Genomic DNA, 14180 nt, shown 5'->3' on the forward strand with positions numbered 1-14180 from the left:
CGATGAACCTCACCCGGGTACCGGGACTGCTCTACGGCGGGGACTGGAACCCCGAGCAGTGGAGCGAGGAGGTCTGGGCCGAGGACGTCAAGCTGATGGCCGAGGCCGGCGTCAACCTCGTCACCGTCGGCGTCTTCTCCTGGGCCCGCCTCCAACCCGACGCCCACAGCTGGGACTTCGGCTGGCTCGACCGCCTCCTCGACCTCGTCCACGCCCACGGGATCGCCGTCGACCTCGCCACCGCCACCGCCTCGCCCCCCGCCTGGCTGGTGCGCGACCACCCCGAGGTGCTGCCCGTCACCGCGGACGGCGTACGGCTGGAGTTCGGCTCCCGCCAGCACTACTGCCCCTCCTCTCCCGCCTACCGCACGGCCGCCGTCCGCCTCGCCCGCATGCTCGCCGAGCGCTACCGCGACCACCCGGCCCTGGCCGTGTGGCACGTCCACAACGAGTACGGCGACCACGTGCAGGAGTGCTTCTGCCCCGCCTCGGCCGCCGACTTCCGCCGCTGGCTGCGCGAACGGCACGGCACCGTCGAGGAGTTGAACCGCTCCTGGGGCACGGCCTTCTGGTCCCAGCGCTACAACTCCTTCGACCAGATCGAACCGCCGCGCACCGCGCCCGGGCCCGTCAACCCCACCCAGGTGCTCGACTGGCGGCGCTTCTGCTCGGACGCGCTGCTCGCCCTCCACCGCGCCGAGAAGGCCGTCCTCGACGAGGTCTCGCCCGGAGTGCCCGTCACCACCAACTTCATGTCGATGTTCAAGGCGCTCGACTACTGGGAGTGGAGCCGGCACGAGGACTTCGTCTCCGACGACGCCTACCCCGATCCGGCCGACCCGCGCGCCCACGTCAACGCCGCCATGAACTACGACCTGATGCGCTCCCTCAAGGGCGGCAGGCCCTGGCTGCTGATGGAGCAGGCGCCCTCCGCCGTCAGCTGGCGTCCGGTCAACGTGCCCAAGCGGCCCGGCCTCTACCGGCTCTGGTCGCTCCAGGCGCTCGCGCGCGGCGCGGACGGCGTCCTCCACTTCCAGTGGCGGGCCTCCGTGGCCGGGGCGGAGAAGTTCCACAGCGCGATGCTGCCGCACCGGGGGACAGCCGGGCGGGGCTGGCGCGAGACCGTCGCGATCGGCTCCGAGCTGCGCCGGCTGGGGGAGGTCGCGGGCAGCCGCACGCGCGGGCGCGCCGCCGTGCTGCTCGACTGGGACAGCTGGTGGGCGCTGGAGCTCGACGACCACCCCTCCGCGCGGATGCGCTGGCTCGACCTGCTCCGGCCCTGGTACGCGGCGCTGTACGAGCGCGGCGTCACCGTCGACTTCGTCCCGCCGACGGCGGACCCCGCCGACCTCGCGGGCTACCCGCTGCTGCTCGCGCCCAACCTGTACCTGCTGGACGCGGCGACGGCCGAACGCCTCGACGCGTACGTCCGGGGCGGCGGCCACCTGGTCTGCGGGCCGTTCAGCGGGATCGCCGACCGCCACGACCACCTCCACCCCGGCGGTCACCCCGGGCCGCTGCGCGAACTGCTGGGCGTCGTGGTCGACGAGCCGTGGCCGATCCCGGACGGGGAGACGACCGGGCTCGACCTGGACGGGACGGGGCTGAGCGCCGTGCGCTGGAGCGAATGGATCGAAACGATCGTCGGCAGAGCGAGCGTTTCCGGTGCGAACGGCGCAGAACCGTACGCCGCGGAGCCGTACGCTGCCGAACCGTACGAAGCTGAAACGATCGTCCGCTACACAACCGGTTCCCTCGCGGGCCGCCCTGCCGTCACCCGCCGCCGCCACGGCAGGGGCACCGCCTGGTACCTGAGCTGCCACCTCGACGCCGCCGACACCGGCAGGGTGCTCGACCTGCCGCTCGCCGAGGCCGGGGTGGGCGCCGAGCTGCCCGGTCTGCCCGAGGGCGTCGAGGCCACCCGCCGCCGCGCCGCCGACGGCACCGAGTACCTGTTCCTGCTCAACCACGGCTCCGCCGCACGCCACGTCGCCCTGGACCGCCCCGGCACCGACCTGCTCACCGGCACCGCCGCCGCCGACGGCCTCACCCTCGCCCCCCTCGGCGCGGCCGTCCTCCGCATCCCACCCACCGAGGAGCGCGCATGACCCCCCTGACCCGCCGCCACTTCCTCGCCACCTCCGCGGCCCTCACCGCCACTGCGACCCTGGCCGCCACCCCCGCCTCCGCGGACGTACCCACCGACGTACAGGCCGCCGACGAACGGTCTACGAACGACCGCTACGCCGACGTCCTCGACCAGCACGGCACCCCCGCCCAGGCCTACCCGGGCGACGCCGACGGCCACAACCCCATCACCGTCTTCGCCGACCTCGGCGCCTGGCACGCCTACGCCCTGCCCCGCCCCGGCGACCGCCTCGGCGGCTTCACCGGCCCGCTGTACCTCGCCCAGGAGTACCCCTGGTGGCTCAGCGACGGCCTCACCCGTCTCCAGCTCACCGACCGGGACCAGGACAAGCCCCTGGACCTCGCCGCCGGAGGCGCCCCCCGCCTCACCGCCCTGCCCGGCCTGCTCCGCCAGCGCTACGACCTCGGCACCGGCCTCACCCTCACCCTCGACCTGCGCTTCTCCGGCAACCGCACCGCCCTCCTCCACGCCCGCCTCGCCAACACCGGCCCCGCCGAACGCACCCTGCGCGTCGCCTGGACGGGCTCCTTACTGCGCCCCGCCACCGGCCCCCAGCACGACGCCCCGAAGCTCACCGCCGCCGAGCGCGGCATCGAGGTCCACTTCGCCCGCGTCCGCAAGACCTGGGACTACCTCACCGACGGCACCGAACGCTTCGCCGTCCGCCACGCCCAGCCCGTCCGCGTCGCCCTGGACGCCACCGGCGACGGCCACCGCACCGAACTCGCCGAGCCCGTACGCCTCGCACCCGGCGCCGCCCGCAGCCTGCACTGGACGGAGAGCTACACCTTCACCGACGCCGAGTACACCCGCGCCGCCGCCGAGGCCGAGACCGTCCTGCGCGACCCCGGCCGCGTCGCCGCCACCGGCGCCGCCCGCTGGGCCGGGTACGTGGCCCGCGCCACCGAGGGCGTCCCCGCCGAGCGCCGCCGCACCGCCGTCAAGTGCGTCCAGACCCTCGTCACCAACTGGCGCAGCCCCGCCGGCCGCATCCTCCACGACGCCGTCACCCCGGCGCTCGCCTACAAGTGGTTCAGCGGCGTCTGGGCCTGGGACACCTGGAAGCAGGCCGTCGGCACCGCCGTCTTCGCCCCGGCCCTGGCCGCCGACCAGATCCGCGCGATGTTCGACCACCAGGTCCCCGCCGGCTCCGCCGAACGCCCCCAGGACGCCGGGATGATCCCCGACTGCGTCTTCTACAACGACCCGTCCACCGGCGGCGGCAACTGGAACGAGCGCAACTCCAAGCCCCCGCTGGCCTCCTGGGCCGTCTGGGAGGTCTACCGCCGTGGCGGCGACCGCGCCTTCCTGCGCGAGATGCTCCCCAAGCTGTCCGCCTACCAGGCCTGGTGGTTCCGCACCCGCGACCACCACGGCGAGGGCCTGTGCCAGTACGGCGCCACCGTCGACCCGGCCAACGCCACCCCCGAGGACTGCCGCCAGGCCGCCGCCTGGGAGTCCGGCATGGACAACGCGCCGCGCTTCGACGCGGCCCTCGGCTGCGCGGTCGTCGCCAACACCGACGCCGCCGGGCACACCGTCGGCTGGTCGCTCACCCAGCGCTCCGTCGACCTCAACGCCCACCTCGCCGCCGACCACCGCCACCTCGCCCTGATCGCCGCCGAACTCGGCGACCGCGCCACCGCCGCACGCCTGCGGGCCACGGCCGAGCGCATCGACACCGCCGTCCGCGACACCATGTACGACCCGGCCACCGGCTGGTTCCACGACACCGACCTCGCCACCGGCGCCCGCCTCACCGCCCGGGGCCGGGGCATCGAGGGCGCGATCCCGCTCTGGTCCGGCACCGCCACCCCCGCCCAGGCCCGCACCGTGCGGCGCCTGCTGCTCGACCCGGCCGAGTTCGGCACCCCGATGCCCTTCCCGACCGTCGCCCGCAGCTCGCCGTACTTCGACGCGGCCGGGTACTGGCGCGGCCTGGTCTGGCTCGACCAGAGCCACTTCGCCATCGAGGGCCTGCGCCGCTACGGCTGGAACCAGGACGCCCGCCAGGCGGTGGAGCGCCTGCTGGCCACCGCCGGCGGCCTCACCGGCGACGCCCCGATCCGGGAGAACTACGACCCGCTGACGGGCGAGGGCCGCAACTCCCGGGGTTTCAGCTGGTCGGCGGCCCTGCTGCTCCCGCTGCTGCGCCACTGACGGGCGGAGGGCGGCTTTTGGCTCCGGGGTGCCCGGCCAGGCATGATCGGGGGCATGGTCGAACGAGTCATTGCAGCGTGTGACGGAGCAGCCAAGGGCAACCCCGGTCCGGCGGGCTGGGCGTACGTGGTCGCGGACGCCTCCGGCGCGCCCCGTCGCTGGCGCTCCGGCGCCCTCGGGCACAGCACCAACAACGTCGGCGAGCTGACGGCCCTGCGGGAGCTGCTCGCGGCGGTCGACCCGGCCGCCGCGCTGGAGGTGCGCCTGGACAGCACCTACACGCGCGACTCGGTCACCAAGTGGCTCAAGGGCTGGAAGCGCAACGGCTGGAAGACGGCGGCGGGCAAGCCCGTCGCCAACCAGGAGCTGATCCAGGCGATCGACGCCCTGCTGGAGGGGCGGGACGTCACCTTCGTGTACGTGCCCGCCCACCAGGTCGACGGCGACCCGCTGAACGCCGTTGCCGACAAGGCCGCCAGCGACGCCGCCCGCACCCAGCAGGGCGCGGAGGGCACGGACGCCGACCTGCCGGTGCCCGACCCGGCCCCGGCGGCCTCCGCCCGCCGCGCCCGCCCGTCCGGCGGCTCCTCGGGCACGGCCGCCAAGGCCTCCTCCACCAGGCCGAAGGGCGGCTCGCGCACGCTCGCCGCCCGCTTCCCGGGCACCTGCCCCTGCGCCCGCCCGTACGGCAAGGGCGACACGATCACCAAGGTCGGCGCGAGCTGGGGCCACCCGGAGTGCGTGGCCGCCCACGCGTGAACGAGACGGGCCTCAGGGGCGTGAGGGAGTTCAGAGCGCCGCGAAGAGCGGCTCCAGCAGCTCCCGCACGCCCCGCTCGTCCGTGAACGGCGACACCTCCAGCACCGTCTCCGGGTCGGAGGACAGCAGCGTCACCACCTGCGCCCCCGCCGGGAGCATCCGCAGGAACCCGGCGAGCGTGGGCGCCCACACCTGCGGGTCCCCGTCCTCCAGCAGCAGGTGGCCGTCCTCGAAGTAGCAGCCCTGGCGGCCCATCCCGTCGAGGTCCACGGAGAAGCTCAGGTACGTCTGCCCGCTGTCGGTCGAGCGTGGCCGCCACAGGCGTAGCTCGGGCAGGTGCGTGCGCAGGAACGCCTCGACCTCGTTGAGTCCGAGGTACCAGCGGGTGCCGGGAGCGGCGGCGAGGTGGATGTCGTCCACCGGTGTCCTTCCGTACGGACCCGCCTCGCACGCAGCACGGCCGGCCGCGGGGAGCGGCCGGCCGTGCTGCGGGGGCGGGGGGAGGGGACGGGGCTCTCCGGGAGCCCCGGGGGTGGGCCCCGGCGCGCGGCCGGGGGAGATCAGACGGTGGCGCCGGTGCCCTTCTTCCGCGCGAGCGCCTTGATGTCCTCGAAGCTCAGGCCGAGCTTGTTGTACATGATGGCGTCCGTCTGCGGTACCCCGGCGGCGGCCAGCTCCTTGAGCTGGGCGTCCGTCAGCGGCTTCGGCTGGCCCGCGCCGCTGCCGAAGGCGGGGCCGTCGCCGGCGTCCGCACCGCGCGGGGCGCGGAAGGCGTCCATCGCGAGGGTCATGACGGTGTTCTGGAGCTCCGCGACGCTCACCTTGGTGGCGTCGCCGGGCGCCTCGACGGCCGGCGAGGTCCGGTCGAAGGCGAGCTTCACCGGGAGGGTGACGCCCGGCCCGGCCTCGGGGACCAGCTGCGCCACGTCGAAGGTGACCGAGGACAGCGAGCCGTCCTTGAGGTACATGTCGACGCCGACCCTGCCCTCGGGCACGTCGGCCGGCGGGGTGGTCGGGAAGTGCCCGAACTGGCCCGGGAACTTGCCGGTCAGCGGCTTGACGGCCTTGTAGACCTCGTCGACGACCTGGCGGCCGGGGGCGCTCACCCAGAGGTGGTCCTGCCCGTCCTTCTTGCCCTTGTCCTCGAAGGTGACGGTGCGCTGGAAGACGTCCTTGAGCGAGTTGAGCAACTCCTTGGCGGCCTCCGGGTCGGCGCTGGGCGCACCGGCCGAGCCCTTGGCGCCGTCGGTCTTCTTGGCCTCGTCCGCGAACTCCTGCAGATCGAAGGAGAGCCACTTGCCGGCCAGCACGTCGTGCGCGGCCTTGAGGTCGCCGTTCAGGTTCCTGCCGGCCTCGTCGACGATCGACGGGTCCCCTCCGGCGAGCTTCACCAGGCCCTTGGCGTCCACGTGCAGGTACGCCTTGGCGTCGATCTGACGGTACTCCAGGAGCTTGGCGCCCGAGCGGTCGGTGAGCGCGTAGGCGATGCGCAGCGACTTGTCGAGCGTGAAGTCCTTGGCCGGGCCGGAGCCCTGGGCCTTCTTGAACGCGTCGACGTCCTTGAGCGGCTTGTCGGCCGACATCGCGACGGCGACCCTGAGCCCCGACAACTGCCGGGCGCTCTCCGGCTCGACGGGCGCGTCGGTGGCCCGGCCGAAGGCGAGGACCTGGTCGGGCGTGGCGTCGATGGAGAAGGTCAGACCGAGGGACTTGCCCTCGCCGATCCGGTCGAAGGCGCCGGAGGCCTTCTGCGCGGCGTCCAGCTCCTTGACGGTGCCGCAGGCGGTCAGCCCCGCGACGAGCGTCGCCGCGACGGCCACGACGGGCGTGGTCGCGCGAGCGGTCTTGCGGATGGTGGTGTTGATGGTGTGACTCCTGTACTACGGGCCCGGCCCCGAGAGACCGGACCTCCCTCCCCTTGATGTGCAGCGCCGTGGCGCCATACACATGTGATCACATTATCAACAAGATGGCGTGCGAATTCTTGGCCCAGTCTTTAACGACCCGGCAACGGTGCCCAGTTGGCCCCCGCGCCGGGATCAGCTCGCCCGGAGCGCCATGACGACGAAGATCCCCAGGGCGGCCACGACACCGATGATCACACCGATGACCTGCGGCGACAGCTTGTCCCGGAGCGTGCGCCGGGGCTGGACCCGACTGCCCGGGTGGGTGCTGTGCTCCCACCACCGGACGACCTGCTGGTACTGCTCCCCGAAGCTCGGGTTCGGGTACATCCCGCTGTGCTGCAACCCGGGCATCGTGCGGCGGCCGCCGTTCGGCAGGTAGAAGCGGACGGCGTACGAGGTGCTGCTGCGGGCCTTGGTCTCGCGGACGTCCATCCACTGGATGTCCCGCCACGGGTACGTACGGCCCTGCCCCACACCCCAGTTGACGGTGATCCCGGCCGGGCCGACCGAACTCCAGCTGCGGTAGCTGATGTAGAGCAGCGGGGCGAGGACCAGCACCGTCAGGCCGACGAAGAAGAACACCCCGGCGGCGCCGAGTTTGATGCCGGCGACGACGCCCTCCACGGCGAGGAGGCCGGCGATGAGCGCGAGCGAGGAGGGACGGAACAGATCCTTCCCCCGGTAGATCAGTTCGTTCACGCCAGGAACACTACGCCCGAACTCGCGGGCCCAGGAAGGGGGGTGCCCGTCAAGAAAGGGGCCGGCCGGGGCGGATCGCTCCGCCCCGGCCGGCCCGGGTCGCTCGTCTCGCGCGCCGCGCGTCAGTGCGCGGTCGCGGCCGCCTCCTGGGAGGTCTCCCGGGCAGCGGCGGCGGGCTTCGGGTTCAGCAGCCGCTCGGCGAAGTGGCCGAACAGCAGGCCGAAGGAGGCCCAGAGGGTGAGCTGGATGGCGAGCGCCGCGAGGCGGAACTGCCAGAGCAGCGAGGCGGAGAAGTCCGCGGGGACTTCGTTGATCGCGGGCAGGAACGCGTACGCGATCCCGACCAGCACGGCGAAGCCGAGCACGGCGACGACCGTCGCGTACCAGTTGCCCAGGCGCGGGGCGAGCCGCTTGCCGACGATCACGGCGGCGACGGCCAGCAGCACGCTGAGCACCATCATCAGGAAGTACAGCGTGGTGCGCTTGCCGATGGTCTCCGGGTCGCCCACCGACGGCGGGTTGGCCGGGTACTTGAGGAACGGCACCACGTACACGGCGAGCAGCGCCACCCCGGAGAGCAGGGCCGCGGTGGCCCGGGGGGTGAAGCGGCCGACGCGGCCCAGCGCGAAGCAGTACGCCAGCGCGGCGATGCCGCCGAGCGCGATCCCGTAGACGAGGACGCCGGTCGCGAGGCCGGCGGTCGACTGCAGGGTGCGGCTGACGATCTCCACGGACGGGCCGTCGCCGTGCTCGTGCGCGGCGTGCCCGTCCTCGTAGGCGATGGCGGCGTCCACCTTGGACTCGCCCAGCAGGTAGGCGACGATCAGGGCGAGCACGCCGGCACCGAGGCCCGAGAGCATGCCGCGCACGAGCAGGGATCTGACGGTTGCGGAGTTCACTGTGCGGCCCCCGGTCAGTGGCAGGGGAAGCCGAGCAGGTGCCGGCCGTCGTGCACCCACTCGTGCACGTCCTCGCCGGAGATCAGGGAGGTGGCGCCCTGCTCGGCGCCGACGAAGTAGATGAGGGCCATCAGCAGGATGCCGAAGAAGACGGCCCAGGGCAGGATCGCCTTGACCGAGATGGGGGCGAGCGCCGGTGCGGCGGGGGCTGCGGGGGCGATGGGGTGAGCCATGGCCGACCTCCTTTTCGGGAACACGCGTCCCGTTCGATGGAGCACGGACGACGGAGGCGGGTCTGACTCACCGGACCGTGACCGGTCCGGACTCACAGTGGCGCGACCGTGCCGGTTTCGGACCGGACTTCCACGCACCGTCGTCTTGAGTTGTCGCACGGGACGGTACCGTGTCGCGGGCACCCGGCCAAGGGGCCGTGCACCGGCGCTGAGCAGGACCGCACGGCTCACCGGGGGCGCGGAACCCCTTGCGCACACGGACGAGGGCCGCATCCCGGGCCCGGAAGGACGGCCGATGACCGCACACGTGATCTTCATCGCACCGGCGATCAGCGCGGACCTGCGCGAAGCCCGCTTCGGCGGCGACGCCCCTCCCGAGCCGTCCGCGCTGGCCACCGCCCGTACGGCCGCCGGCACACTGGCCCCCGTCGCCCGGGCCTGGACGGCGCCCGCCGGGCGCTGCCTCCGTACGGCCGAGGCCCTCGGCCTGGACGACGCCACCGCCGCCGAGGAGCTCGCCGACCTGGACACCGGGCGCTGGCGCGGGCTGCGCCTGGACGAGGTCGCGGCGGCCGAACCCGGGGCCCTCGCCGCCTGGTTGGCCGATCCGGAGGCCGCGCCGCACGGGGGCGAGTCCGTCACCGCGCTGTGCGCGCGGGTCGGCGCCTGGCTGGACGCGCGCGCCCCGGAGGGCGGCCGGACGGCGGTGGTGGCGGAGCCCGCCGTCGTCCGGGCCGCCGTGGTGCACGCCCTCGGGCTGCCGGCGGCGGCGTTCTGGCGCCTGGACGTGCGGCCGCTCTCGGCGACGGAGCTGTCCGGGCGCGCCGGGCGCTGGAACCTGCGCTGCGGGCGGGAGTTGGGATCTTAGGTGTCCGTGGTGTCCGTGGTGTCCTAGCTGTCCGTGGTGTCCTTGAGCGTCCGCCGGGCCGCGCCCAGGACGATCGCCGCCCACAGCACCGCGAGGCCCGGCAGGAGCCAGAGCGCGCCCCCGCTGAAGGCGGTGTCCTCGTCCGTCCCCACCGGCGGCGCCCAGCCGGCCGGGTCGACGACCACGACGGTGGCCCTGCCCACCGAGAGGTTCGAGGAGCAGCCGGACCCGGCGTAGTTCGCGTGCGGCAGCGGCGCGTTGTCCTGGCGGCGGATGTCGCAGGACCAGTGCGCCGTGCCGTTGCGGTCCGTCGAGCGGTGGGCGGCGGTGACCACCACCTCCGCCTTGACGCCCCGGTGCTCGATCAGCTGGGCGCGCAGGGCCATGGTGGGCAGTACCAGCATCACCGCGCCCAGCGCCACGCACGGCCACAGCACCCAGGCCTTGGCCCGGACGAGCATCGTCGCGACCAGCGAGACGATCAGCACCAGGACGGCGCCGATCGCTGCCCACGGCATGTAGTCGGGGTTGCTGCCGAGGGCCATCAGCCCGACCATCAGCACCGGCGCGCCCAGCCCCGTCGCCAGCGCGGTGCGCAGCACCGTGCGGCGCGATGGCTCCCAACTCTGCGGCTTCCGGGGGCGCTTGGGCGCCGGGGTGACACCCTCGGCGAGGGGTCTCTTGCGCTTCTTGTTCGGTCTGCCCGCCATGGCCGCCCTTCGACTCGTTCAGCGGGACAGTGTGCTCCTGTCCCGTGGACGGCGGAAGACCGGGTACCGGTTACGTCACCCGCCCCAGCCCCGCCTGCTCCAGGTCGAGGTCCCGCTGGAGGCGGCGCAGCGTGGTGTCGCTGATGCGGTGCTCCTCGTACAGCCGGTGCAGCCGGTCGTTCTGGACGCCGATCAGCTCGTGCCGCAGCTGCCGGTAGGCGGTGTCGGCGGTGGTGCCGTCCGGGGCCTCGGGGGTGCGGTCGAGGCGGGCCGTCAGGCCGCGCCGGACGCGGTCGACGGCGGTCTCCGGTATCGCCTCCAGCTCGGAGAGGCTCTCCACGTGCTCCAGCGCGGCCCGGTTGAGGTCGTCGCGGGTGTCCTGCTCCTCGCGGGCGGTGTGCTCGGGTTCGAGCGCCAGCCCTGAGCGGTTGACCACGGACGCCAGCGTCAGTCCCTGGACGACCAGGGTGAGCACCACGACGGCGGTGGTCAGCACCAGCACGAGCGGGCGGCCGGCCAGCGGCCCGCCGTCCGCGCCGAGCAGCGGGATGGACAGGGCGGCGGCCAGCGGCATCACGCCCCGGGTGCCCGCCCAGCTGACCACCCCGGCGACCCGCCAGGACAGCCGCCCGTGGCTGGGCTTGACGGCGCGGGTCAGCGGCAGCGTCCACAGCACCCGCACCCCGATCAGCACCGCCGCCAGGGCGACGGCCTGCACCGGCCACCAGCCCGAACCGGCAGGCAAATCCCTTACCAGCGACGGGAGTTCGAGGCCGATGACACTGAACACGACGCTCTCCAGCAGGAACACCACCACCGCGTGCACGGCGTGCAGCTGCAGCCGGATGCGGGCGTCGGTCAGCCGGTGGCCCGAGCGCCCGAGCAGCACCCCGGCCACCACCACCGAGGTGACGCCCGAGGTGTGCGCGCCCTCCGCGAGCACGTACGCCGCGTACGGGGTGACCAGCGCGATCACCGTCTCCAGCACCGGATCGGTGGTCCGGCTGCGCACCAGCCACACCGCCCCGGCGACGACGGCGCCCACCAGGCTGCCGCCCCCGCCGAGCAGCAGCAGCTCGCCGCCCGCCGCCGGGAGGGAGACGGCGCCGCCCGTCGCCACCGCGATGCCGACGGCCACCTTGAACAGCACCAGCGAGGTCGCGTCGTTGAACAGGCTCTCGGCCTGCACCAGCACCTGCACCCGCCCGGGAAGCGCGAGGCGGCGCCCGAGCGCGGAGACGGCCACCGGGTCGGTGCTGGAGAGCACCGCGCCGAGGACGAAGGCGAGCGCGGGCGGCAGCCCGAAGAGGGCGACGGCCGCGAAGCCCACGGCGGCGGCGGAGGCGAAGACCAGGCCGAAGGACAGGACCGTCACCGGCCGCCAGACCGTGCGCAGGTCACGCAGCGACAACTCCTCGGCGGAGGCGTACAGCAGCGGCGGGAGCACCACCACGGCGATCAGCTCCGGCGGTACGTGCAGCGCGGGCACCCCGGGCACCAGCGCGACGCCGATCCCGGCCAGCACCAGCAGGGAGGGCGCGGGCACCCGCCAGCGGCGGGCGAAGGTGGCCACACCGGTGGCCAGGACGACGAGGACGAGGACGATCCCCACGGCGTGCATCTGCGGCAACGACCCATCACGATCAGCGGGGTCGCCGAAGCCCTATCGCTGCAGCCGCCCCCCGAGCCGACCAGACTTCCCGGCACACCGCCGGTCATCTTATCGGTCCTTTGTTGGGCGCGGACGGCGAGCGGTGTTGTGCGCGGGCAGCGGGCGGTCCCGCAGTGGGGGAGCGGCGTGGTACCGCGGTACTACGGCCGCCCCGATGATCAACCGGCGGTACCACCGGTTCGGCCCCCTCCCTCGCCTAGCGTGGAGAACGCGGGAGTCGCCGGGACGGACCGGCCCCGGGACCACAGAGGTGACCGATGATCGAGGCGCACCAGCTGACGAAGCGCTACGGCGAGAAGACCGCCGTCGACCGGCTGGACTTCACCGTCCGGCCCGGCGCCGTCACGGGCTTCCTCGGGCCCAACGGGGCCGGCAAGTCCACCACCATGCGGATGATCGTCGGCCTCGACGCGCCCACCGCCGGCACCGTCCGCGTCAACGGCCGCCGCTACGCCGAGCACGCCGCGCCCCTCCAGGAGGTCGGCGCCCTGCTCGAGGCCAAGTCGATCCACCCCGGCCGCACGGCCTTCAACCACCTCATGGCCCAGGCCCACACCCACGGCATCCCCCGCCGCCGGGTCGAGGAGGTCATCGAGCTCACCGGCCTGCAGTCCGTGGCCCGCAAGCGCGCCGGGGCCTTCTCCCTCGGCATGGGCCAGCGCCTGGGCATCGCCGCCGCCCTCCTGGGGGACCCGGCCACCGTGATGCTCGACGAGCCGGTCAACGGGCTCGACCCCGAGGGCGTCCTGTGGATCCGCAACCTCCTCACCTCGCTGGCCGCCGAAGGCCGTACGGTCTTCGTCTCCTCGCACCTGATGAGCGAGGTCTCCCTCGTCGCCGACCACCTGATCGTCGTCGGGCGCGGCCGCCTGCTCGCCGACACCACCGTCCAGGAGCTCATCCGCGAGGCCGGCGGGGACGCCGTCAAGGTCGCCAGCGCCGACCCTGCCCGGCTGCGCAGCGCCCTCGCCGGGCCCGGCGTCGAGATCACCGGGCAGGCCGGCTCGGAGGAGCTGCTCGTCACCGGGCGCACCGCCCGCGAGATCGGCCTCACCGCCGCCGAGCAGGGCATCGCCGTCTTCGAGCTCACCCCGCGCACCGTCTCCCTGGAGCAGGCGTTCATGGACCTGACCAGGGACGCGGTCGAATACCACGGCACCACCACCGTCGGTACGACCACCGCCGGCACCACCGTCGTCGAGAGGAGCGCGGCATGAGCGCCATCGCACCGAGCAGGACGCCCGCCGTCGAGGCGCCCGCCGCCCGCCCCGCCTACCGCGTGACGCCCGCCCGCGTCCTGCGCTCCGAGTGGGCGAAGCTGTGGTCCCTGCGCTCCACCTGGATCACCCTCTCCCTGGCGCTGGTCTTCCTCGTCGCCTTCGGCCTGATCGCCGCCTTCCACTTCAAGTCCCGGCTCGACTCGGGCCGCCCGATCGACCGCGACCTCACCTCCGCCAGCGCGCTGAGCCTGTCCCTCTTCGGCACCAACTTCGCGCAGCTGGCCCTCGGCGTGCTCGGCGTCCTCGTCGCCGCCGGCGAGTACTCGACCGGCATGATCCGCTCCACCCTGGCCGCCGTGCCCCGCCGGCTCCCGGTGCTGTGGTCCAAGGCCACCGTGTACGGCGTGATCGCCCTCGTGGTCGGCACGATCGGCGCCTTCACCGTCTTCCTCGCCGACAGCGGCATCCTCTCCGGCACCCGCGCGGCGAAGACCCTCTCCGACACGGGCGTGGTGCGCGCCCTCCTCGGCGCCGGGCTCTACCTCGGCCTGGTCGCCGTGATCGGCGTCGCCCTCGGCGCCCTGCTGCGCTCCGTCGCCGGAGGCATCGCCGTCCTCGTCGCCTCGCTGATGCTCGTCCCCGGCCTCATCTCCCTGCTGCCCGACTCCTGGCAGAGCCACATCAGCCCCTACCTGCCCAGCCACGCGGGCGAGGCGATGTTCGCCCTCCAGCACGACTCGACCACGCTCTCGCCCGGCGTAGGCCTGGCCGTCTTCCTCGGCTGGACGGCACTCGCCCTCGCGGGCGCCGCCGTGCGCCTGGTGCGCACCGACGCCTGAGAGACTTCGCGGTGCGGCGACCACCCCTCCTCTGGTGGCCGCCGCACCGCGAACCCCTTTCCGTA

The 14180-nt window shown here is 73.8% G+C and carries 13 protein-coding genes; 6 read left to right on the forward strand and 7 right to left on the reverse strand.

Features of this window, described 5'->3' with window-relative positions; genetic code table 11:
- Positions 1-2 precede the first annotated feature (2 nt).
- Genes ACIRRS_RS09315 through ACIRRS_RS09325 form a run of 3 tightly spaced genes read left to right on the forward strand, consistent with a single transcriptional unit; the run spans position 3 to position 5068 of the window.
- Positions 3-2108: a beta-galactosidase gene (locus tag ACIRRS_RS09315; protein WP_402967092.1), complete on the forward strand. Its 2106-nt coding sequence runs from the start codon at positions 3-5 to the stop codon at positions 2106-2108.
- On the forward strand, positions 2105-4309 hold the full coding sequence (locus tag ACIRRS_RS09320; protein WP_402967094.1) for an MGH1-like glycoside hydrolase domain-containing protein: 2205 nt from the start codon (positions 2105-2107) through the stop codon (positions 4307-4309). The genes ACIRRS_RS09315 and ACIRRS_RS09320 overlap by 4 nt, the downstream gene beginning before the upstream one ends.
- Before the next feature lie 42 nt (positions 4310-4351).
- Complete coding sequence (locus ACIRRS_RS09325; protein WP_402967096.1) at positions 4352-5068, forward strand: ribonuclease H; 717 nt, start codon at positions 4352-4354, stop codon at positions 5066-5068.
- A 30-nt stretch (positions 5069-5098) separates the two neighbouring features.
- Here ACIRRS_RS09325 and ACIRRS_RS09330 read toward each other — a convergent pair whose 3' ends face one another.
- From ACIRRS_RS09330 to ACIRRS_RS09350, 5 genes are all read right to left on the reverse strand, one after another.
- Positions 5099-5488: a hypothetical protein gene (locus ACIRRS_RS09330; protein WP_402967098.1), complete on the reverse strand. Its 390-nt coding sequence runs from the start codon at positions 5486-5488 to the stop codon at positions 5099-5101.
- Positions 5489-5628: 140 nt separating this feature from the next.
- Complete coding sequence (locus ACIRRS_RS09335) at positions 5629-6888, reverse strand: hypothetical protein (RefSeq protein ID WP_402967100.1); 1260 nt, start codon at positions 6886-6888, stop codon at positions 5629-5631.
- Between the two features lie 219 nt (positions 6889-7107).
- The gene (locus tag ACIRRS_RS09340) at positions 7108-7674 is read right to left on the reverse strand and encodes a hypothetical protein (RefSeq protein ID WP_402967102.1); all 567 of its coding nucleotides are present in this window, start codon (positions 7672-7674) and stop codon (positions 7108-7110) included.
- Positions 7675-7796: 122 nt separating this feature from the next.
- Entirely contained in the window at positions 7797-8573 is a 777-nt protein-coding gene (locus ACIRRS_RS09345; RefSeq protein WP_402967104.1) for a CbtA family protein, read from the reverse strand.
- A 14-nt stretch (positions 8574-8587) separates the two neighbouring features.
- Positions 8588-8806: a CbtB domain-containing protein gene (locus ACIRRS_RS09350; protein WP_402967106.1), complete on the reverse strand. Its 219-nt coding sequence runs from the start codon at positions 8804-8806 to the stop codon at positions 8588-8590.
- Positions 8807-9101: 295 nt separating this feature from the next.
- On the opposite strand from ACIRRS_RS09350, the gene ACIRRS_RS09355 reads away from it, so the two are divergent.
- Positions 9102-9674 carry a histidine phosphatase family protein gene (locus ACIRRS_RS09355; protein WP_402967108.1) on the forward strand — a complete coding sequence of 191 codons (573 nt, stop codon included), beginning with the start codon at positions 9102-9104 and terminating at the stop codon, positions 9672-9674.
- Positions 9675-9697: 23 nt separating this feature from the next.
- On the opposite strand, the gene ACIRRS_RS09360 is transcribed toward ACIRRS_RS09355, so the two are convergent.
- Both ACIRRS_RS09360 and ACIRRS_RS09365 read right to left on the reverse strand, forming a co-directional pair.
- A complete protein-coding gene (locus tag ACIRRS_RS09360) occupies positions 9698-10384 on the reverse strand; it encodes a hypothetical protein (protein ID WP_402967110.1) in 687 nt (228 codons plus the stop codon).
- Positions 10385-10454: 70 nt separating this feature from the next.
- A complete protein-coding gene (locus ACIRRS_RS09365) occupies positions 10455-12005 on the reverse strand; it encodes a Na+/H+ antiporter (RefSeq protein WP_402967946.1) in 1551 nt (516 codons plus the stop codon).
- 308 nt (positions 12006-12313) lie between these two features.
- Here ACIRRS_RS09365 and ACIRRS_RS09370 point away from each other — a divergent pair, with 308 nt between their 5' ends.
- Together ACIRRS_RS09370 and ACIRRS_RS09375 are read left to right on the forward strand one after the other, a co-directional pair.
- Entirely contained in the window at positions 12314-13273 is a 960-nt protein-coding gene (locus ACIRRS_RS09370; protein ID WP_402967112.1) for an ABC transporter ATP-binding protein, read from the forward strand.
- On the forward strand, positions 13270-14115 hold the full coding sequence (locus tag ACIRRS_RS09375; RefSeq protein WP_402967114.1) for an ABC transporter permease: 846 nt from the start codon (positions 13270-13272) through the stop codon (positions 14113-14115). Before ACIRRS_RS09370 ends, ACIRRS_RS09375 begins: the two co-directional genes overlap by 4 nt.
- Positions 14116-14180: the final 65 nt, after the last annotated feature.

It is taken from the genome of Kitasatospora sp. NPDC101183 (assembly GCF_044767945.1).
In the GTDB taxonomy this organism is placed as follows: Bacteria; Actinomycetota; Actinomycetes; order Streptomycetales; family Streptomycetaceae; genus Kitasatospora.